Here is a 17547-nt window from a genome sequence, read left to right on the forward strand (position 1 = left end):
AATGAACTATCACGGTGGGCAACTAAACCGGCCTGCCGCTAAGGAGACACCATGCAACGTTCACAGGCCCCGTTCCGCGCTGATATTGTCGGCAGCTTCCTCCGTCCAAACGCCATCAAGCTGGCGCGTCAGCAGTTTACCGAAGGCGCTATCGACGGCGTGCAGCTGCGCCGGGTGGAGGATGAAGCGATTCGCCAGCTGGTACAGCAGCAGTGCGACTGCGGCCTGCACGTGGTAACCGACGGGGAGTTTCGTCGCGCGTGGTGGCACTTTGATTTCTTTGACGGCCTGCAGGGCGTCGAGCGCTACGATTCGGACCACGGCATCCAGTTCAACGGCGTGCAGACCCGGGCGCACGGCATTCGGGTCACCGGCAAGCTGGCGTTTGGCGAACATCCGATGCTGGAAGACTTCCGCTTTCTGCAAAGCATCAGCGGCGACGCGCAGCCAAAAATGACCATTCCCAGCCCAAGCGTGCTGCATTTCCGCGGCGGACGCAAAGACATTGACGCCACCGTTTATCCGGACCTCGCCGACTATTTTACCGACCTGGCGACCACCTGGCGGGACGCGATCCGCGCGTTCTATGACGCCGGCTGCCGCTATCTGCAGCTGGACGATACCGTCTGGGCCTACCTGTGCTCCGACGAACAGCGTCAGCAGGTGCGCGACCGTGGGGAAGACCCTGACGAGCTGGCGCGGATCTATGCCCGGGTGCTTAACCAGGCTCTCGAAGGCAAGCCGGATGATTTAACCGTCGGTCTGCACGTCTGCCGGGGTAACTTCCGCTCCACGTGGATCTCCGAAGGCGGCTACGAGCCGGTTGCGGAAGTGCTGTTCGGCAGCGTCAATATCGATGCGTTCTTCCTGGAGTACGATAACGACCGCTCCGGCGACTTTGCGCCGCTGCGCTTTATCCGCCCGGGTCATCAGCAGGTGGTGCTGGGGCTCATTACCACCAAAAACGGCGAGCTGGAAAATCCTGAAGGGGTGAAGGCGCGGCTGGCGGAGGCGGCGCAGTATGTTTCGCTGCAGCAAATTTGCCTCAGCCCGCAGTGTGGCTTCGCCTCGACCGAAGAGGGAAACGCGCTGACCGAGGCGCAGCAGTGGGATAAAGTCCGCCTCGTCACCGGAGTGGCCGCCCAGGTCTGGTAACCTCTCTTCTTAGCGCAGCGTTGCACCGTTTTGAGGCAACGCCGCGCCTCCTTTTATACGCTCCCGCCGCGCGCCGCGCCTTCAGGTTGTTTCGCAACCTGGCATCTTTTTTGCCTTATCACTTCCGGTTAGTCGTTAATTCATTTTTTGTTTTTGCGATATTCAGGAGTGAACATGCAGCGTCGAACACTATTAAAAGCTTTTGCACTCTCCGCCTCTGTCATCAGCATGGGCTACACATTCCCGGCTTTTGCCGCCGACACCATTAAGGTCGGCATTATGCATTCACTCTCCGGGACGATGGCCATCTCCGAAACGCCGCTCAAAGACGTCGCGCTGATGGCGATCGACGATATTAACGCCAAAGGCGGCGTGCTGGGCAAAAAGCTCGAACCGGTGGTGGTTGACCCGGCCTCGAACTGGCCGCTGTTTGCGGAAAAAGCCCGCCAGCTGCTGACTCAGGACAAGGTGGCGGCGGTCTTCGGTTGCTGGACCTCGGTATCGCGTAAATCGGTTCTGCCGGTCTTCGAGGAGCTCAACGGGCTGCTGTTCTACCCGGTACAGTACGAAGGTGAAGAGATGTCGCCGAACGTCTTCTATACCGGCGCGGCGCCAAACCAGCAGGCTATCCCGGCGGTGGAGTACCTGCTGAGCGAAGACGGCGGCGGGGCGAAACGCTTCTTCCTGCTGGGGACGGACTACGTTTATCCGCGCACCACTAACAAGATCCTGCGCGCCTTCCTGCACGCCAAAGGGATTCAGGATAAGGATATCGAAGAGGTCTACACCCCGTTTGGCTACAGCGATTACCAGACGATTGTCGCCAATATTAAGAAATTCTCCGCCGGCGGAAAAACCGCGGTGGTCTCGACCATCAACGGCGACTCCAACGTTCCGTTCTATAAAGAGCTGGCGAACCAGGGACTGAAGGCTACCGATGTCCCGGTGGTTGCGTTCTCGGTGGGGGAAGAGGAGCTGCGCGGCATCGATACCAAACCGCTGGTCGGCAACCTCGCGGCGTGGAACTACTTTGAGTCGGTCGACAACCCGACCAACAAACAGTTCGTAGCCGACTACCGCGCCTATGCAAAAGCCCACAAGCTGCCGAACGCCGATACCGTCGTCACCAACGATCCGATGGAAGCCACCTGGGTTGGGCTGCACATGTGGGCTCAGGCGGTGAGCAAGGCCGGTACGACCGATGTGGACAAGGTTCGCGCGGCGATGGCCGGGCAAACGTTCAAAGCGCCGTCCGGCTTTACCTTAACCATGGATGCCACCAACCATCATCTGCATAAGCCGGTGATGATCGGTGAAATCGAAGGCAACGGTCAGTTCAACGTCGTCTGGCAGACCGACGACGCGGTTCGCGCCCAGCCGTGGAGCCCGTGGATCGCCGGTAACGACAAGAAGCCCGACCATCCGGTAAAAACCGTCAGCAACTAAACGTCACTTAGCGTCACCTTCCCGGGCTACGGCCCGGGCGGGTGGAACGTGCATTAACGAGCGTACGGGCGACCCGGAACGCCACAAGGAGAGCAATCATGAAGGCGCTGCGCATCATGGGTTACTACTTCGCGCTGCTGGTGATGATTTTGCCGTGGCGCGCGCAGGCAGCGGACGCGGATGATTTCGTGACGGCAAATCGTAGCCAGCAGGCGCGACTGCTCGAGCAGTGGGCCGCAGCTCCGCAGGCCCAGCGTCTGCCGCTGCTGCGCGCCTTAGCGGCAGAAACGCTGCAGGTTGATAGCAGCGGCCACGCTTTCAGCAATCAGCAGGCGCTGGGCGCGGCGGCGGAACCTTCAGGCACCCCCAAACCAGTTCGGCTCACCAACCGCCTGCGAAACCTGGCCGCCGGGGCGCTGGCCACGCACCTGCTTGTGAGTGACAGTGTCACTGAGAGGGCGGCGGCGGTGAAGATCCTCCAGCGGGAAGCCACCCCGGAAATGAGCGGGTTGCTGCTGCAGCGGCTGGCGGCAGAAACGGATGACGGAGTCAAAACGCAGCTGGAGATGGCGCTGGCTCGCCTTCAGCTCAGCAGCCCTGCCAGAGAGCAGCGGCTGGCGGCGGTTGAGCGGCTGGGCCACTCCTCCGACCCCGAAACCCAGGCGCTGCTGGTGCCCTTTACCGATGCGCAGCATGAGCCTGATGCCGGCGTACGCAGCGCGGCGGCCGACAGCCTGAGCCAGATTAAACAGCGGCTGCTGCTCGGGGAAATTCTCGGCCAGGCCTTTATGGGGCTGTCGCTTGGGTCGGTGCTGCTGCTGGCGGCGCTGGGGTTGGCCATCACCTACGGGCTGCTGGGGGTCATCAATATGGCCCACGGCGAAATGCTGATGATCGGCGCCTACAGCTGCTGGCTGGTGCAGCAGGCGCTGTCCCAGTTCGCTCCGCAGTGGCTGGCGCTCTATCCGCTGATTGCGCTGCCGGTGGCCTTTCTGGTCACCGCCGGGATCGGCATGGCGCTGGAGCGTACCATCATTCGTCATCTCTACGGGCGCCCGCTGGAAACGCTGCTGGCGACCTGGGGGATCAGCCTGATGCTTATTCAGCTGACGCGGATGCTGTTTGGCGCGCAAAACGTCGAGGTGGCGAACCCGGCGTGGCTCTCCGGCGGCATGCAGGTGCTGCCCAACCTGATCCTGCCGTGGAACCGGCTGGCGGTGCTTGGCTTTGTGATCCTCGTTCTGTTCTTTACCTGGCTGATTCTGAATAAAACCCGTCTGGGCATGAACGTGCGGGCGGTCACGCAGAACCGGGCCATGGCTGCCTGCTGCGGCGTACCGACCGGCCGGGTCGATATGCTGGCGTTTGGCCTCGGCTCCGGGATCGCGGGCCTGGGCGGCGTCGCGCTGTCGCAGCTCGGCAACGTTGGCCCGGAGCTTGGCCAGGGCTATATCATCGACTCGTTTCTGGTGGTGGTGCTGGGCGGCGTTGGCCAGCTGGCGGGCAGCGTGGTGGCGGCATTTGGCCTCGGGATCTTTAACAAAATCCTCGAGCCACAGCTGGGCGCGGTGCTGGGAAAAATTCTGATCCTGGTGCTGATTATTTTGTTTATCCAGAAACGCCCGCAGGGGCTGTTCGCGTTAAAAGGCAGGGTGATTGACTGATGAGCCAACCGATGACCTTACGACTTGCGCGCAACGCGCCGCGGCCTCTGCGGTGGCTTGGGCTGCTGGCGATCCTGGCGCTGCTGAGCATGCCGTTTCTGGCGCTGCTTCCGCAGTCGCATCCGCTGGCGGTGCCGACCTGGCTGCTGACCCTGACCGGAAAAATCCTCTGCTACGCCGTCGTGGCGGTGGCGCTGGACCTGGTGTGGGGCTATGCCGGCATGCTGTCGCTGGGCCACGGCATCTTCTTTGCGCTGGGCGGCTATGCGATGGGCATGTATCTGATGCGTCAGGCGGCCGGCGACGGTCTACCGGCGTTTATGTCCTTCCTGTCGTGGACCGAGCTGCCGTGGTTCTGGTGGGGAACCCAGCACTTTGCCTGGGCGATGCTGCTGGTGGTGCTGGTTCCCGGGCTGCTGGCGCTGGTGTTCGGCTGGTTTGCCTTTCGCTCCAAAATCAAAGGGGTCTACTTCTCGATAATGACCCAGGCGCTGACCTACGCCGGCATGCTGCTCTTTTTTCGCAACGAGACTGGCTTCGGCGGCAACAACGGCTTTACCGGCTTCACCACGCTGCTCGGCTTCTCCGTCACCGCGACCGGCACCCGCGCGGCGCTGTTTATGGCGACGGTGCTGCTGCTGCTGTTAACGCTGTGGATAGGCTTTCGCCTGGCGACCAGCAAGTTCGGCCGCATTCTGACGGCGGTGCGTGACGCCGAAAACCGGCTGATGTTCTGCGGCTACGATCCGCGCGGCTTTAAGCTGTTGGTATGGACGCTTTCCGCCGTGCTGTGCGGGCTGGCGGGGGCGCTGTATGTCCCGCAGGTGGGGATCATTAACCCTGGCGAAATGTCGCCGACCAACTCGATTGAGGCCGCCATCTGGGTGGCGCTCGGCGGTCGCGGAACCCTGGTCGGCCCGGTGCTGGGCGCGGGGCTGGTCAACGGTGCGAAAAGCTACTTTACGATGGCGATCCCGGAGTACTGGCAGCTGTTTCTTGGACTGATTTTTATCATCGTCACGCTCTTTTTACCGCGTGGGGTGATTGGCCTGCTGCGTAAAGGAGACCGCTGATGCAACCGGATGACGGCCTGTTTACCCGCCAACTGCCGACGGATCGCTTTCGCGAGCAAACCGACCCGGTGCTGCAGCTGGAAAAGATTAACGTCAACTTCGACGGCTTCCAGGCGCTGACCGACCTCTCGCTGCAGATTGGCGTGGGCGAGCTGCGCTGTATTATCGGGCCCAACGGCGCCGGAAAAACCACCCTGATGGATGTGATTACCGGCAAAACCCGGCCGCAGAGCGGCAGGGCGCTGTACGATCAGTCCATCAACCTGATGTCCCTTGACCCGATAGCCATTGCCCGCCAGGGGATCGGGCGCAAGTTTCAAAAGCCGACGGTCTTTGAAGCGCTGACGGTGGCTGAAAATCTCGAGCTGGCGCTGAAAAGCGATAAATCGGTCTGGGCCAGCCTGCGCGCGCGGCTGAGCGGGGAGCAGGAGGATCGCATCAGCGAGACCCTGCGCCTGCTGCGTCTCGATGCCGAGCGCGGGCGGCAGGCGGGGCTGCTCTCCCACGGGCAAAAGCAGTTCCTTGAAATCGGCATGCTGCTGGTGCAGGAGCCGCACCTGCTGCTGCTCGATGAACCCGCCGCCGGGATGACCGATGCCGAAACCGAGTATACCGCCGAGCTGTTTCGTACCCTGGCCGGGCAGCACTCGCTGATGGTGGTGGAGCACGACATGGGGTTTGTCGAAACCATCGCCGACCGGGTAACCGTGCTGCATCAGGGGCAGGTGCTGGCGGAAGGCTCGTTGCGCGAGGTGCAGGCCAACGAACAGGTGATTGACGTTTATCTTGGACGCTAAGGAGCGCCGATGCTGCAGGTTAACCAGTTACATCAATACTACGGCGGCAGCCATATTCTGCGCGGCGTCGATTTTGCCGCCCGCCCGGGGGAAATTACCTGCCTGCTGGGGCGCAACGGCGTCGGGAAAACCACGCTGCTGAAGTGCCTGATGGGGCTGGTCCCGGCGCGCAGCGGCGAGGTGATATGGCAGGACAAGACTATCACGGCGCGCAGGCCTCATCAGCGCGTACAGGCCGGGATCGCCTATGTTCCGCAGGGGCGAGAGATCTTTCCCCGCCTCACCGTTGAAGAGAATCTGTTGATGGGGCTGTCGCGCTTTTCCGCCCGCGACGCGCGTCAGGTTCCGGAGGAGATCTATCAGCTGTTTCCGGTGTTAAAAACGATGAAGCAGCGGCGTGGGGGCGATCTCTCCGGCGGTCAGCAGCAGCAGCTGGCGATTGGCCGGGCGCTGGCAAGCCGGCCGCAGCTGCTGATCCTCGATGAGCCAACGGAGGGCATTCAGCCCTCGGTGATTAAGGAGATCGGCGAAGTTATCCGCCAGTTGGCGAACCGTGGCGATATGGCGATCCTGCTGGTTGAGCAGTTCTATGATTTTGCCGCTGCCCTTGCCGACCACTACCTGGTGATGTCGCGAGGGACAATTATTCAGCAGGGAAAGGGTGCGGATATGGAAGCCGAGGGCGTGCGCGGAATGGTGGCTATCTAAGCCGCAATAACCGTTCAGCGCGACGCCTGACGTCGCGCTGAACAGAGTCTACTTGCGCAACAATCGCTGCAGCCGGGCCTGGCGCCAGCTGCGGGCCATTCCGCTGAAGACAAACAGCCGGGCCGCTCTCATCAGCAGCAGCGCGCCCCAGATGGCGGCGACCCATGCTGACCAGTAGTTTTCGGGGCCGGTGACCCGGTTTAGTACCGCCAACAGGAGGCAAACCACCACAGCTACCGACAGCGAGCGAAAGAAGCTGCTCTCCTGGTGGAGCCGCTCTTTGGCTTCCTCAATGCGTAAATCGAGCGACTCTTCGTGACCGACGGGCGCGTCATCGCTCAGACAGGCCACGTTAACCTCAAATACGGCGGCGAGGGCGCTGAGCGTTTCCAGGCCTGGGCGATCGCCGTTCTCGATGCGCTGAATGGTGCGCACGCTGACGCCGGCCAGTTCGGCTAACTGCTCCTGGGACCAGGCACGTTGCAGACGTAATTGTTTAACCTGATTGCTGCTGTTCATGTTGTCTATCTCCGGGTGAAAACCTGAGATGGAGTGTGCGACAGAGCACCGTCGGGCGCCACGATCCGCACCCGACAGTAACCTGACAGCCGCATGACACGGGGCTCAGGCGCTGGCGGTCGCGCAGCCGCCGCTATGCCACGGTCGCGCTTTCATGCCGCGTAAAATCATGATCCAGGCGACGATTATCGCCACCATCAACACCACAAACAGCGACCAGTGTGGCATATGGGTCAGGATAGCGCCGGTCATCATTGGGTTAAAGGCCGCGCCCAGCCAGCCCAGCGACTGGGCGGAAAAGTAGCTGGCTTTCATCCCCTGCGGGGCAATGTTATCAATCAGCATGTATTCGCCTGGGGCATAGATAATCTCGCCGAGGGTAAACACCGCGGCAGACAGGCCCCACATCAGCAAGCTGTTGTCAGAGATCATAAAACCGCCCAGTCCAAGGATGAAACAGACCGTACCGAAGGTCATCAGCGGGCGGATGTTTCTGGCACTCAGTCGCCGACCCACGGCGTACTGCAGGGAGACCACCACCGCGGCGTTCACCGGCAGCACCACCGCCACTACCTTTTCGGCAAAGCTGCTATCGGCAACCACCAGTACATACTGGGAAATACAGGACGCGAAGGAGCCGCCAACAAACGAGGCCAGCAGGCCGGAAAAGGTAAACCACAGCAGGGCCCGGTCGCGTAGCAGCACCGACGGCGACCACTGCACCGCGTTATCCTGGGCGACCGCCGCCGTTGTGCGCTGGACGAAAAGCTGAATAAACACCAGCGGTACCGACGCGCATGCCGCTGCCAGCCAGAACGGCAGGTTGATGCTGTGCATCACCAGCAGCGTGCCGATGGGCGGCCCGACGGTCCAGCCAATATTGAGAATGGTATAGTTGAGGGAAAAAATCCGCGCTTTTTTCTCCGGTGACAGCATATCGGCAAACCAGGCCTTCAGCACGGTGGCGAAGACGGAATAGGCGCAGTTGATCAGGGCGAAGAAGAACACCACCAGCGTCACGCTATTGACCAGCGGAATGGCGAGAAAGCCGCCGATAAAGGCCAGTATCGCAATCAGCATATAGCGTTTTTTATCAAACTTATCCGCCAGAATGCCAAACCCCATGCTGAACACTACGCCGATCGTCAGGGCGATGGACAGCGCATAGCCAATGTGATCCACCGCCAGATGGTACTGACGGGTGAGGAAGATGGTCATAAAGGGGAGCGTGGCGCCGCGACCGATAGTCAGCAACAGCGAGGACGCCAGCAACGCAATGGTCGAGCGCCTGATGGTCGGTATCATTTTTTTGCCTGATGAAATGTTATTTTTATGTTGTACCCTTCAGAAATATCATGCTCTTAATAGCTTGTATAGCCTTGCCAGGTGTCCGGAGGTGCTTTCCGACCCTGCCAAAAATAATGATCTATCCGCCGGAGCAGTTTTTCGGTACTTTGATTTAGTTCACAAAAATTTACATAACAACAGAGGCCGGGTATGACACGTAAAGACGGGCTGCTGGCGCTGCTGGTGGTCGTGGTATGGGGGCTTAATTTTGTCGTGATTAAGCTCGGTCTTCATAATATGCCGCCACTGATGCTGGCCGGGCTGCGGTTTTTACTCGTGGCCTTTCCGGCGCTGTTGTTTGTCGCCCGGCCGAAAATTCCGTTGCGCTTGCTGCTGGGCTATGGGCTGACCATCAGCTTTGGCCAGTTCGCCTTTTTATTCTGCGCCATCTCTTTAGGCATGCCCGCCGGACTGGCGTCGCTGGTCCTGCAGGCGCAGGCGTTCTTCACTATTATTCTCGGCGTCTTTGCCTTTGGCGAACGGTTGCAGGGCAAGCAGATGGCGGGGATTGCGCTGGCCATTTTCGGCGTGCTGGTGCTGGTTGAGGCGAGCCTCGGCGGCCAGCATGTGCCGGTGATTGGCTTTATGCTGACCCTGGCCGCCGCGCTGAGCTGGGCCACGGGTAATATCTTTAATAAGAAAATCATGTCCCATGCCGAGAAGCCGCAGATTATGTCGCTGGTGGTGTGGAGCGCCTTGATTCCTGTCCTGCCGTTTATGCTGGCGTCATGGTTTATTGATGGCCCGCAAGTGATGGCCGACAGCCTGCGCCATATCGATATGCTGACGGTGTTCTCGCTGCTGTATCTGGCGTTTATTGCCACCATCGTCGGTTATGGCATCTGGGGCTCGCTGCTCGGGCGCTATGAAACCTGGCGGGTGGCGCCGCTGTCGTTGCTGGTACCGGTGGTGGGGATGGCCAGCGCCGCGCTACTGCTCGGCGAAACCCTGAACGGATTGCAGATGCTGGGGGCGGTGTTGATCATGGGCGGGCTGTATATCAACGTGTTCGGCCTGCGGGTGCGTCGGGCTGGTGCGGTGCCGAGATAAGCCCAGGCGCTTGCGCAGATTTCACCGGCGCAAGCGCGGATTTTTATAAAGAAAACACGCTAGAAGGAATTTCAATGATTACGCTGCGCCCCATGCGCGAGGATGAATATCCGGGCTATCTGGATTACTTTATTGCCGATTACGCGCGAGAAATTACGGCAAACTACCGACTTTCGGCTGAGGCATCACTGGCCAGGGCAAAGCAGGAGATCGCGGACGACCTTCCTGCTGGCGTTAATACCCCTGGTCAGGTCCTGCTGTGTTTAATGACCCGACAGGATAATAACGACAGGCTGGTCGGCTACCTGTGGTACAAACCCGATGCCGACCGGTGCCGGGTCTTCATCTATGATTTTCATATCTTCAACGCCTGCCAGGGAATGGGGCTGGGTAAGCAGGCCATGCAGGTGTTTGAAGATGCGATGCGGGAGCAGGGGTTTGAGCAGATCGGGCTTCGCGTCGCGGGCGACAATGCGCGCGCCCGGCACGTCTATGAGGCCAGCGGTTTTCATGTCACCGGTATTAATATGAGCAAACGTCTGCGAGGGTAAACTGCGGTTTTCCGGCAGGCAAAAAAAAGCCCCGTAAACGGGGCGAAATGCTCGGGTAGTGCAATTAGTTATAATAGGGTACTCCTAACTCATCCGATTTATCGCTACCGGCGGCCAGATGATTGAAATCAAACGGCGAGTCGTTGTGCTCGGACGGCATAATCATGGCATCGTGCTGATTGTGGCGTACCGGCGTGGTGGTTTGCTCCGCGAAGCTCTGGCTGGAGACCAGCGCGAGCAGGACAAAAGCAGCGGAAGCGAATAGTTTCATGATTTCCTCAATACGTCTTTTTGCAGGCGATTAACAACAGTTGTTCAGTGGCATTAGATAGCGGGATTCACCCGGCATATTTGTCATGCGATATTTATGCGGCGGAACGTCGAAATAGTTTTTAAAGGTTCGGGTCAGCGTTTGCTGTGATTCAAATCCGTAACGCTCCGCCAGGTAGAGAATCGGCTCGTTGCTCTGCTTGAGCTTCTGGGCAATCTCGGTCAGCTTGCGGCTGCGGATGTACTGGCCTAAGGAGTGACCGGTCTCTTTCTTGAACATTCTTTGCAGGTGCCATTTAGAGTAACCTGAGCGCTCAGACACTTTCTCCAGCGACAGCGGCGATTCCAGGTTATCTTCGATCCACGACAAAATACTATGGATAGTGATGGCGTCGTTATTGCGTCTGGACATCATCTTACCTCTTCTTATTACGGCAGGACTTTCTTGAGTAAATACTCAAGGGTGACCACTTCATCCGCCGACAGATTTTTTGTTAATTCCTGGTGCAATTTCTGACCCACAACCTGATGACATTGCTCACATAGCGCCGCGCCGTCTGGCGTTAACTGCACCAGTACGCCGCGTTTGTCAGTGGGGTTGGGTAACCGTTCAATCCAGCCTTTACAGACCAGGCGATCGAGCATGCGCGTCATTGCGCCTGGGTCGACCGAGAGCACAGTTTTCAGCTCAACGGGGGTAATGCATACTTCGCAACGAATGGAACAGAGCACCCGGAACTGGGTGGAAGTGATATCCATCGGAGAGAGGTACTCGTTGAGCAGGCGATCTTTTTTCTGGTTAACCATCTGGACCAAGCGACCGAGGGGGATCATTTCGTTAAACAGGTCACTTGTGCTTTTCACAATGGTTGCCCAGGCAATTATTTAATTGCTGTTGATATTATTGCCTAGGCAATCATAAGTCAACCTGATGAATTAGCTGATGACACGATTTGCTAAAGCGGCAATAAATAGCGCCGATAGCGGGGGCGAGACGGCGCTGGCGCGGCGGCAGAAGCAAGATAAGCGCTGGCAAGGCCAACGCCACAAAAGCTATACTTGCGCCGGGAAACTTTTTTAATAGTGTAATATTAACAGGGCCTTAATTAATCATGATCGAACTCTTTAAAGCGATAGGGCTAGGGTTAGTGGTGATATTGCCGCTGGCAAACCCGCTCACTACCGTGGCCTTGTTCCTCGGGTTAGCGGGCAACATGAACAGCGCCGAGCGTAACCGACAATCGCTGATGGCTTCGGTGTATGTGTTCATTATTCTGATGGTCGCGTGGTACGCCGGTCAGGTGGTCATGAACACCTTTGGTATTTCGATACCGGGGCTGCGTATTGCCGGCGGGCTGATTGTCGCCTTTATCGGATTTCGGATGCTTTTCCCGCAGCAGAAATCGCACGATTCGATGGAAGCGAAAATGAAATCGGAAGAGCTGGTCGATGAGCCGAGCGCCAATATCGCCTTCGTGCCGCTGGCGATGCCGAGTACGGCAGGTCCCGGGACCATTGCGATGATCATCAGCTCGGCGTCGACGGTGAAACACGGCGTTGATTTCCCCAACTGGGTGGTGCTGGTGGCGCCGCCGATTATCTTCGCCCTGGTGGGGATTATTCTGTGGGGCTGTCTGCGCAGCTCCGGGGCGATTATGCGCATGGTCGGGAAGGGCGGCATCGAGGCGATCTCCCGCCTGATGGGCTTCCTGCTGGTGTGCATGGGCGTGCAGTTTATTATTAACGGGGTGTTGGAAATCATTACCACCTATCATGCCTGACGGGTGAACAGCCGCTCAAAAAAGCCGGACAGCGTAGCGCTATCCGGCTTTTTTACTGCCGCTATCAGGAGTGGTGGGGCTGCTCTTCCAGCGACACCGGCCAGCGGCGGAAAATCATCACCGCCCAGACCAGCGCTACCAGCGCCGGAATGGCTCCGACGTAGCCGATAGAGGCCATCGACAGATGGGTGCTCACCTGGCTACCGACCAGCGCGCCGGCGCCGATACCGATATTAAAGATCCCCGAGAACAGCGACATAGCAACGTCGGTTGCGTCCGGGGCCAGCGCCAGTACCTTAACCTGCATCCCGAGGCCGATAATCATAATCGCCACGCCCCAGAAGATGCTCAGCAGCATCAGGTGGTTGGCGTTTTGCGATGCCGGCAGCAGCAGCAGCAGACAGGCCAGCAGCAGGCCAATCGCCATATTAATCAGCCCTGAAGCGTGCTTATTGCCCATCTTGCCGAACATCACGCTGCCGATAATCCCCGCGCCGCCGAGCACCAGCAGCAATACGGTGGCGAAATTACCGCTCATACCGGCCACCGTCTGCACAAACGGCTCAATATAGCTGTACGCGGTGTAGTGCGCCGTCACCACGATAGCGGTCAACAGATAGATGCTGAGCAGCGCCGGGCGGCGAAACAGCAGCGGCAGGCTTTTCAGCGAACCGGAGTGCTCGCTTGGCAGCTTCGGCAGCAGCTTGTAGAGACACACCAGCGTCACCAGCGCGCCAAGACCGATGACCAGGAAGGTGGTGCGCCAGCCGAAATACTGACCAACGATGCGGCCGATGGGAATACCAAAGACCATCGCCAGCGCGGTGCCGGTGGCGATCAGGCTCAGCGCCTGGGCGCGTTTTCCCGGCGGCGCCATGCGGATCGCCAGCGCCGAGGTAATGGACCAGAACACCGCGTGGGCAAAGGCGATACCGATACGGCTGATCACCAGCACGTTAAAGCTCCACGCAAAAAACGACAGCACGTGGCTGGCAATAAACAGAATAAACAGGCCGATCAGCAGGCGGCGGCGCTCCATCTGGCTGGTGAGCAGCATAAACGGCAGCGACATTAAGGCTACAACCCATGCGTAAATAGTCAGCATCATGCCGACCTGGGCGGTTTCCATCCCAAAGCTGCCGGCAATATCGGACAGCAGGCCGACCGGCGCGAATTCGGTGGTATTAAAGATAAAAGCGGCGATCGCCAGCGTGACTACCCGAAGCCACGCGACCCTGCGTGAAACCGTGTTTGTAATCATAGGTTTTGCACTAGTGCTTAGAAGAAGAAGAGAAGGCGATCTTAAAACGATTGCTGCTGAAAATACAATCATTTTGTGATCTATGTCTCATTATGCCGTTACAGTGATAAACGGGCTAACAGATTAATTTCTATCTGGATCGTGTGCACAACGCGCTTTTATGTCATGTTGAGGATAAGTAAAAAAAAGGACTACAGTTATGCAGGAAATTGATTTTTATCTGGTAGATGCTTTCAGCGATCGTAACTTTGGCGGTAACGCCGCGGCGGTATGCCCGCTCACCGAGTGGCTGCCTGACGAGACGCTGCTGAAAATGGCCCAGCAGCATAATCAGTCGGAGACCGCCTTCTTCGTGCGCACCGATGAAGGCTATGAGCTGCGCTGGTTCACCACGCAGTATGAGATAAACCTGTGCGGCCACGCGACGCTGGCGGCCTCGCACGTTATTTTTGAATACCTCGACCATCCGTCCGCGACGATCGTGTTCAGCACCCGTTTTGTCGGCGAGCTGCGGGTGACGCGCAACGGCGACTGGCTGACCCTCGACTTCCCGGCGTGGTCGACGACGGAAGTTGCCCACCTGCCCGCCGAGCTGTTGGCCGGGCTGGGAATTAGCCACGCGCTGGACGTGCGGGTCGGGCGTGATTATCTGGTGGTGCTGGCGGATCGTCAGCAGGTTGAGGCCGTCCGTCCAGACATGCACCAGCTCCAGCGGCTCGGCAAGATGGTCTGCATCAGCGCGGCGGACGAGGAGTACGACTTCGTCAGCCGTTTCTTCTGTCCCGGCGAGGGCGTTGCCGAAGATCCGGTCACCGGCTCGACCCACAGCATGCTGATCCCTTACTGGGGCGAGAAGCTTGGCAAAACGCAGATGCAGGCGCGTCAGGTATCGGCCCGCGGCGGCGACCTGCGCTGTCAGTGGCAGGGCGAGCGGGTGCTGATTGGCGGCCAGGCGGTAACCTACCTGATTGGCAAAATTAGCCTGCGCCCGGTCAAAGTGTAAAAGAGCGCGCCGCTCAGGGAGGCGCGGCGCGATAAGTTAATGCTATGAACGATCGGCGTACGCGTGCGCTACAGTGGCTCAAAAAAAGGAGTCAGTAATGTACACCATCGCCCCGACCTCGTTGTCCCACCCTGACCTGACCGCCCTGATTGCCCAACTGGATGCTTTTCAGGAATCACTCTATCCCGCAGAGAGCAACCACCTTGTCGACCTGAGCCAGCTAAAGGTGGAGTCGGTTATCGTGCTGCTGATCAGGGATGACAACCAGCAGGCGGTGGGCTGCGGAGCTATCGTCCTTGACGACGATGGCTTTGGCGAAATGAAGCGGGTGTTTATCGATCCTAACCACCGCGGGCAGATGCTGGGCGAACGGCTGCTGGAGGCGCTGGAAAGCGAAGCCCGCCGCCGCGACTGCCACACCGTGCGCCTCGAAACCGGCATTTACCAGCAGGCCGCCGTCAGGCTCTATACCCGCAGCGGCTATCAAACGCGCAGCCCCTTTGCCCCCTATCAGGAGGACCCGCTGAGCCTGTTTATGGAGAAACTGCTCGTTGCCGATCTTCGTTCAGCAGCGCTATAAACGCCTCCAGCTGGCGGGTTTTCGCCCCGCGCCGCCACACCAGCCAGGTCGTTAGCCAGCGCCACTCTTCGGCCAGCGGCCAGGCGGAAACCTGCTGATGGCCGGGCATGCTCTCCAGCATGCTGCGCGGGATCAGCGCCAGCCCGGCGCCGGCAATCACGCACGCCAGCATGCCGTGATAGGACTCCATCTCGTGGATCCGCCCGGGGGTGGCGCGGTCGGCGTGAAACCAGCTTTCAAAGTGACGCCGGTAGGAGCAGTTGGCGCGAAACGCGTAAACGCTGACGCCGTTCACCTCGCTGGCGCGCGTAATCGGCGCGTGGCCCATGGGTGCGACGATCATCATCTCTTCCGGGAATACCGGCAGGCCTTCGAGGCCCGGGTGCACCAGCGGTCCGTCGATAAATGCCGCGCTCAGGGTGCCCTCCAGCACGCCGTCGATCATATTGCCGGAAGGGCCGGTCGACAGCGCCAGGTGGATTTTCGGGTAGCGCTGGTTATAGAGCGCCAGCGCTGAAGGGATCCTGACCGCGGCGGTACTCTCCAGCGACCCGAGCGAAAACAGCCCCTGCGGCTCATCGCCGGTAACCACCATTCTCGCCTCATCGACCAGCGCCAGGATCTGCTGGCTATAGCGCAGAAAGCTATGGCCGGCGGGAGAAAGGCGCAGGCGCTGGTTCTCGCGGATAAACAGCTCCACGCCGAGGTCGGCCTCCAGCTGGCGAATGCGGGTGGTGAGGTTCGAAGGGACGCGATGCACCTTCTGTGCGGCCTGGGTAATGCTGCCGGTCGCGGCGACGGCGTTGAACATCTCAAGCTGGGTCAGGTCCATAGTATTCTTCTTTTGTGAACGGGTTGCTTAATATTATTCATTTTCAATGAATGGAAGCGTAAGCCAGAATGAGGTCAGTTCGCAATCAACATTCGCCATCAAAACAGAGAGAATAATGATGAATTTATCTGCAACTCATGCGGTTTCCGTGAGCCCGACCACCGGTGAAATTGTGTCGTCTCTGCCCTGGGCTACTGAACAAGAGGTCGATGCGGCTATTGGTCTTGCGGAGCAGGGCTATCGCCAGTGGCGCGCCGCCAGCGTAGCCCAGCGCGCTGATGCGCTGCGTCAGGTCGGCAGCGCTCTGCGCAGCCGGGCGGAAGAGATGGCGCAGATGATAAGCCTGGAGATGGGCAAGCCGATTGCTCAGGCCCGCGGCGAAGTGACCAAATCGGCCAATCTCTGCGACTGGTATGCCGAGCACGGTCCGGCAATGCTGGAAACCGAAGCCACCCAGGTCGAAGAAAATAAGGCCGTTATCGAATACCGCCCGCTCGGCGCCATTCTGGCGATTATGCCGTGGAACTTTCCCCTGTGGCAGGTCCTGCGCGGCGCGGTACCGATCCTGCTGGCGGGCAACAGCTATCTGCTCAAGCACGCGCCGAACGTGATGGGCAGCGCGGCGCTGATCGGCGATATCTTCGCTCAGGCCGGGCTGCCGACCGGCGTATTTGGCTGGGTTAACGCCACCAATGAAGGCGTATCGCAGACCATTAACGATCCGCGTATCGCCGCGGTGACGGTAACCGGCAGCGTGCGCGCCGGGAAGGCGATCGGCGCCCAGGCCGGCGCCGCGCTGAAGAAGTGCGTCCTGGAGCTCGGAGGGTCGGATCCGTTTATCGTGCTCAACGATGCCAGCCTCGACGAGGCGGTGAAGGCGGCGGTCATTGGACGCTACCAGAACACCGGGCAGGTGTGTGCCGCATCAAAGCGCTTTATTGTTGAAGCCGGAATCGCCGATGCGTTCAGCAAAAAATTCGTTGCCGCCGTTGAGGCGTTGAAAATGGGCGATCCGCGCGATGAGGCCAACTATCTTGGGCCGATGGCGCGTTTCGACCTGCGCGACGAGCTCCATCAGCAGGTGACGGCGACGCTGGCGGAAGGGGCGACCCTGCTGCTCGGCGGCGAAAAGGTTGCCGGCGCCGGTAACTACTATGCGCCGACGGTGCTGGGTAACGTGACCGCGGAAATGACCGGTTTCCGCCAGGAGCTGTTTGGCCCGGTTGCCACCATAACCGTGGCTCGCGACGCCGCACACGCCCTCGAACTGGCTAACGACAGCGAATTTGGCCTTTCGGCCACCGTCTATACCGCCAGCGATGAACAGGCCGACCGCTTCTCCCGCCAACTGGAGTGCGGCGGCGTCTTTATCAACGGCTACAGCGCCAGCGACGCCCGGGTGGCCTTTGGCGGCGTGAAGAAAAGCGGCTTTGGTCGCGAGCTCTCGCACTTTGGGCTGCATGAGTTCTGTAACGTGCAGACCGTATGGAAAGACCGCCGCTAATCGACG

General features: G+C 59.5%; 19 protein-coding genes. 12 read left to right on the plus strand and 7 right to left on the minus strand.

Going from position 1 to position 17547, the window contains the following annotated elements; all coding sequences use genetic code 11:
- Nucleotides 1-51 precede the first annotated feature (51 nt).
- From GVK32_RS10140 to urtE, 6 genes are all read left to right on the plus strand, one after another.
- The gene (locus GVK32_RS10140; protein ID WP_159868992.1) at nucleotides 52-1155 is read left to right on the plus strand and encodes a cobalamin-independent methionine synthase II family protein; all 1104 of its coding nucleotides are present in this window, start codon (nucleotides 52-54) and stop codon (nucleotides 1153-1155) included.
- 174 nt (nucleotides 1156-1329) lie between these two features.
- Entirely contained in the window at nucleotides 1330-2601 is a 1272-nt protein-coding gene (urtA, locus tag GVK32_RS10145; protein WP_159868995.1) for an urea ABC transporter substrate-binding protein, read from the plus strand.
- A gap of 98 nt (nucleotides 2602-2699) precedes the next feature.
- On the plus strand, nucleotides 2700-4265 hold the full coding sequence (gene urtB, locus GVK32_RS10150) for an urea ABC transporter permease subunit UrtB (RefSeq protein WP_159868998.1): 1566 nt from the start codon (nucleotides 2700-2702) through the stop codon (nucleotides 4263-4265).
- Nucleotides 4265-5338, plus strand: coding sequence for an urea ABC transporter permease subunit UrtC (urtC, locus tag GVK32_RS10155; protein WP_115192673.1), 1074 nt, complete (start codon nucleotides 4265-4267; stop codon nucleotides 5336-5338). The genes urtB and urtC overlap by 1 nt, the downstream gene beginning before the upstream one ends.
- Nucleotides 5338-6135 carry an urea ABC transporter ATP-binding protein UrtD gene (gene urtD / locus GVK32_RS10160; protein ID WP_159869001.1) on the plus strand — a complete coding sequence of 266 codons (798 nt, stop codon included), beginning with the start codon at nucleotides 5338-5340 and terminating at the stop codon, nucleotides 6133-6135. The genes urtC and urtD overlap by 1 nt, the downstream gene beginning before the upstream one ends.
- 9 nt (nucleotides 6136-6144) lie before the next feature.
- The gene (urtE, locus tag GVK32_RS10165) at nucleotides 6145-6843 is read left to right on the plus strand and encodes an urea ABC transporter ATP-binding subunit UrtE (RefSeq protein ID WP_159869004.1); all 699 of its coding nucleotides are present in this window, start codon (nucleotides 6145-6147) and stop codon (nucleotides 6841-6843) included.
- Between the two features lie 48 nt (nucleotides 6844-6891).
- Here the strand turns inward: urtE and GVK32_RS10170 are convergent, their stop codons facing one another.
- Both GVK32_RS10170 and ydeE read right to left on the minus strand, forming a co-directional pair.
- The gene (locus tag GVK32_RS10170; RefSeq protein WP_159869008.1) at nucleotides 6892-7362 is read right to left on the minus strand and encodes a helix-turn-helix domain-containing protein; all 471 of its coding nucleotides are present in this window, start codon (nucleotides 7360-7362) and stop codon (nucleotides 6892-6894) included.
- 105 nt (nucleotides 7363-7467) lie between these two features.
- Nucleotides 7468-8667 carry an efflux MFS transporter YdeE gene (ydeE, locus tag GVK32_RS10175; protein ID WP_159869011.1) on the minus strand — a complete coding sequence of 400 codons (1200 nt, stop codon included), beginning with the start codon at nucleotides 8665-8667 and terminating at the stop codon, nucleotides 7468-7470.
- A gap of 192 nt (nucleotides 8668-8859) precedes the next feature.
- On the opposite strand from ydeE, the gene eamA reads away from it, so the two are divergent.
- Entirely contained in the window at nucleotides 8860-9759 is a 900-nt protein-coding gene (eamA, locus tag GVK32_RS10180; protein ID WP_159869014.1) for an O-acetylserine/cysteine exporter, read from the plus strand.
- Between the two features lie 74 nt (nucleotides 9760-9833).
- On the plus strand, nucleotides 9834-10310 hold the full coding sequence (locus GVK32_RS10185; protein ID WP_159869017.1) for a GNAT family N-acetyltransferase: 477 nt from the start codon (nucleotides 9834-9836) through the stop codon (nucleotides 10308-10310).
- Nucleotides 10311-10374: 64 nt separating this feature from the next.
- Here the strand turns inward: GVK32_RS10185 and marB are convergent, their stop codons facing one another.
- From marB to marR, 3 genes are read right to left on the minus strand one after another with little or no spacing between them, the layout of a single operon-like run.
- Nucleotides 10375-10581, minus strand: coding sequence for a multiple antibiotic resistance protein MarB (gene marB, locus GVK32_RS10190; RefSeq protein WP_159869020.1), 207 nt, complete (start codon nucleotides 10579-10581; stop codon nucleotides 10375-10377).
- 30 nt (nucleotides 10582-10611) lie between these two features.
- Nucleotides 10612-10992: an MDR efflux pump AcrAB transcriptional activator MarA gene (gene marA, locus GVK32_RS10195; RefSeq protein WP_004862191.1), complete on the minus strand. Its 381-nt coding sequence runs from the start codon at nucleotides 10990-10992 to the stop codon at nucleotides 10612-10614.
- Between the two features lie 17 nt (nucleotides 10993-11009).
- Entirely contained in the window at nucleotides 11010-11444 is a 435-nt protein-coding gene (gene marR, locus GVK32_RS10200) for a multiple antibiotic resistance transcriptional regulator MarR (protein WP_159869023.1), read from the minus strand.
- Nucleotides 11445-11692: 248 nt separating this feature from the next.
- Here marR and GVK32_RS10205 point away from each other — a divergent pair, with 248 nt between their 5' ends.
- Nucleotides 11693-12361 carry a MarC family NAAT transporter gene (locus GVK32_RS10205; protein WP_159869026.1) on the plus strand — a complete coding sequence of 223 codons (669 nt, stop codon included), beginning with the start codon at nucleotides 11693-11695 and terminating at the stop codon, nucleotides 12359-12361.
- 64 nt (nucleotides 12362-12425) lie between these two features.
- On the opposite strand, the gene GVK32_RS10210 is transcribed toward GVK32_RS10205, so the two are convergent.
- Nucleotides 12426-13622: a sugar transporter gene (locus GVK32_RS10210; protein ID WP_159869029.1), complete on the minus strand. Its 1197-nt coding sequence runs from the start codon at nucleotides 13620-13622 to the stop codon at nucleotides 12426-12428.
- A gap of 199 nt (nucleotides 13623-13821) precedes the next feature.
- Here GVK32_RS10210 and GVK32_RS10215 point away from each other — a divergent pair, with 199 nt between their 5' ends.
- The gene (locus GVK32_RS10215; protein ID WP_159869032.1) at nucleotides 13822-14625 is read left to right on the plus strand and encodes a PhzF family phenazine biosynthesis protein; all 804 of its coding nucleotides are present in this window, start codon (nucleotides 13822-13824) and stop codon (nucleotides 14623-14625) included.
- Nucleotides 14626-14722: 97 nt separating this feature from the next.
- Nucleotides 14723-15205 (plus strand): GNAT family N-acetyltransferase, encoded by a 483-nt coding sequence (locus tag GVK32_RS10220; protein WP_159869035.1) that lies wholly within the window; start codon nucleotides 14723-14725, stop codon nucleotides 15203-15205.
- On the opposite strand, the gene GVK32_RS10225 is transcribed toward GVK32_RS10220, so the two are convergent.
- On the minus strand, nucleotides 15159-16037 hold the full coding sequence (locus tag GVK32_RS10225; RefSeq protein ID WP_159869038.1) for a LysR family transcriptional regulator: 879 nt from the start codon (nucleotides 16035-16037) through the stop codon (nucleotides 15159-15161). The genes GVK32_RS10220 and GVK32_RS10225 overlap by 47 nt on opposite strands.
- 115 nt (nucleotides 16038-16152) lie before the next feature.
- On the opposite strand from GVK32_RS10225, the gene sad reads away from it, so the two are divergent.
- A complete protein-coding gene (sad, locus tag GVK32_RS10230; RefSeq protein ID WP_200842858.1) occupies nucleotides 16153-17541 on the plus strand; it encodes a succinate-semialdehyde dehydrogenase in 1389 nt (462 codons plus the stop codon).
- The last annotated feature ends 6 nt before the right edge of the window (nucleotides 17542-17547 follow it).

The organism is Klebsiella sp. 18074, assembly GCF_902705905.1.
Lineage (GTDB): Bacteria > Pseudomonadota > Gammaproteobacteria > Enterobacterales > Enterobacteriaceae > Klebsiella > Klebsiella terrigena.

Excerpts from the sequence above, each read along its gene's own strand:
- GVK32_RS10140 (WP_159868992.1), top strand. The coding sequence starts at position 52 with ATGCAACGTTCACAGGCCCCGTTCCGCGCTGATATTGTCGGCAGCTTC.
- urtA (WP_159868995.1), top strand. The coding sequence starts at position 1,330 with ATGCAGCGTCGAACACTATTAAAAGCTTTTGCACTCTCCGCCTCTGTC.
- urtB (WP_159868998.1), top strand. The coding sequence starts at position 2,700 with ATGAAGGCGCTGCGCATCATGGGTTACTACTTCGCGCTGCTGGTGATG.
- urtC (WP_115192673.1), top strand. The coding sequence starts at position 4,265 with ATGAGCCAACCGATGACCTTACGACTTGCGCGCAACGCGCCGCGGCCT.
- urtD (WP_159869001.1), top strand. The coding sequence starts at position 5,338 with ATGCAACCGGATGACGGCCTGTTTACCCGCCAACTGCCGACGGATCGC.
- urtE (WP_159869004.1), top strand. The coding sequence starts at position 6,145 with ATGCTGCAGGTTAACCAGTTACATCAATACTACGGCGGCAGCCATATT.
- GVK32_RS10170 (WP_159869008.1), bottom strand. The coding sequence starts at position 7,362 with ATGAACAGCAGCAATCAGGTTAAACAATTACGTCTGCAACGTGCCTGG.
- ydeE (WP_159869011.1), bottom strand. The coding sequence starts at position 8,667 with ATGATACCGACCATCAGGCGCTCGACCATTGCGTTGCTGGCGTCCTCG.
- eamA (WP_159869014.1), top strand. The coding sequence starts at position 8,860 with ATGACACGTAAAGACGGGCTGCTGGCGCTGCTGGTGGTCGTGGTATGG.
- GVK32_RS10185 (WP_159869017.1), top strand. The coding sequence starts at position 9,834 with ATGATTACGCTGCGCCCCATGCGCGAGGATGAATATCCGGGCTATCTG.
- marB (WP_159869020.1), bottom strand. The coding sequence starts at position 10,581 with ATGAAACTATTCGCTTCCGCTGCTTTTGTCCTGCTCGCGCTGGTCTCC.
- marA (WP_004862191.1), bottom strand. The coding sequence starts at position 10,992 with ATGTCCAGACGCAATAACGACGCCATCACTATCCATAGTATTTTGTCG.
- GVK32_RS10205 (WP_159869026.1), top strand. The coding sequence starts at position 11,693 with ATGATCGAACTCTTTAAAGCGATAGGGCTAGGGTTAGTGGTGATATTG.
- GVK32_RS10210 (WP_159869029.1), bottom strand. The coding sequence starts at position 13,622 with ATGATTACAAACACGGTTTCACGCAGGGTCGCGTGGCTTCGGGTAGTC.
- GVK32_RS10215 (WP_159869032.1), top strand. The coding sequence starts at position 13,822 with ATGCAGGAAATTGATTTTTATCTGGTAGATGCTTTCAGCGATCGTAAC.
- GVK32_RS10220 (WP_159869035.1), top strand. The coding sequence starts at position 14,723 with ATGTACACCATCGCCCCGACCTCGTTGTCCCACCCTGACCTGACCGCC.
- GVK32_RS10225 (WP_159869038.1), bottom strand. The coding sequence starts at position 16,037 with ATGGACCTGACCCAGCTTGAGATGTTCAACGCCGTCGCCGCGACCGGC.
- sad (WP_200842858.1), top strand. The coding sequence starts at position 16,153 with ATGATGAATTTATCTGCAACTCATGCGGTTTCCGTGAGCCCGACCACC.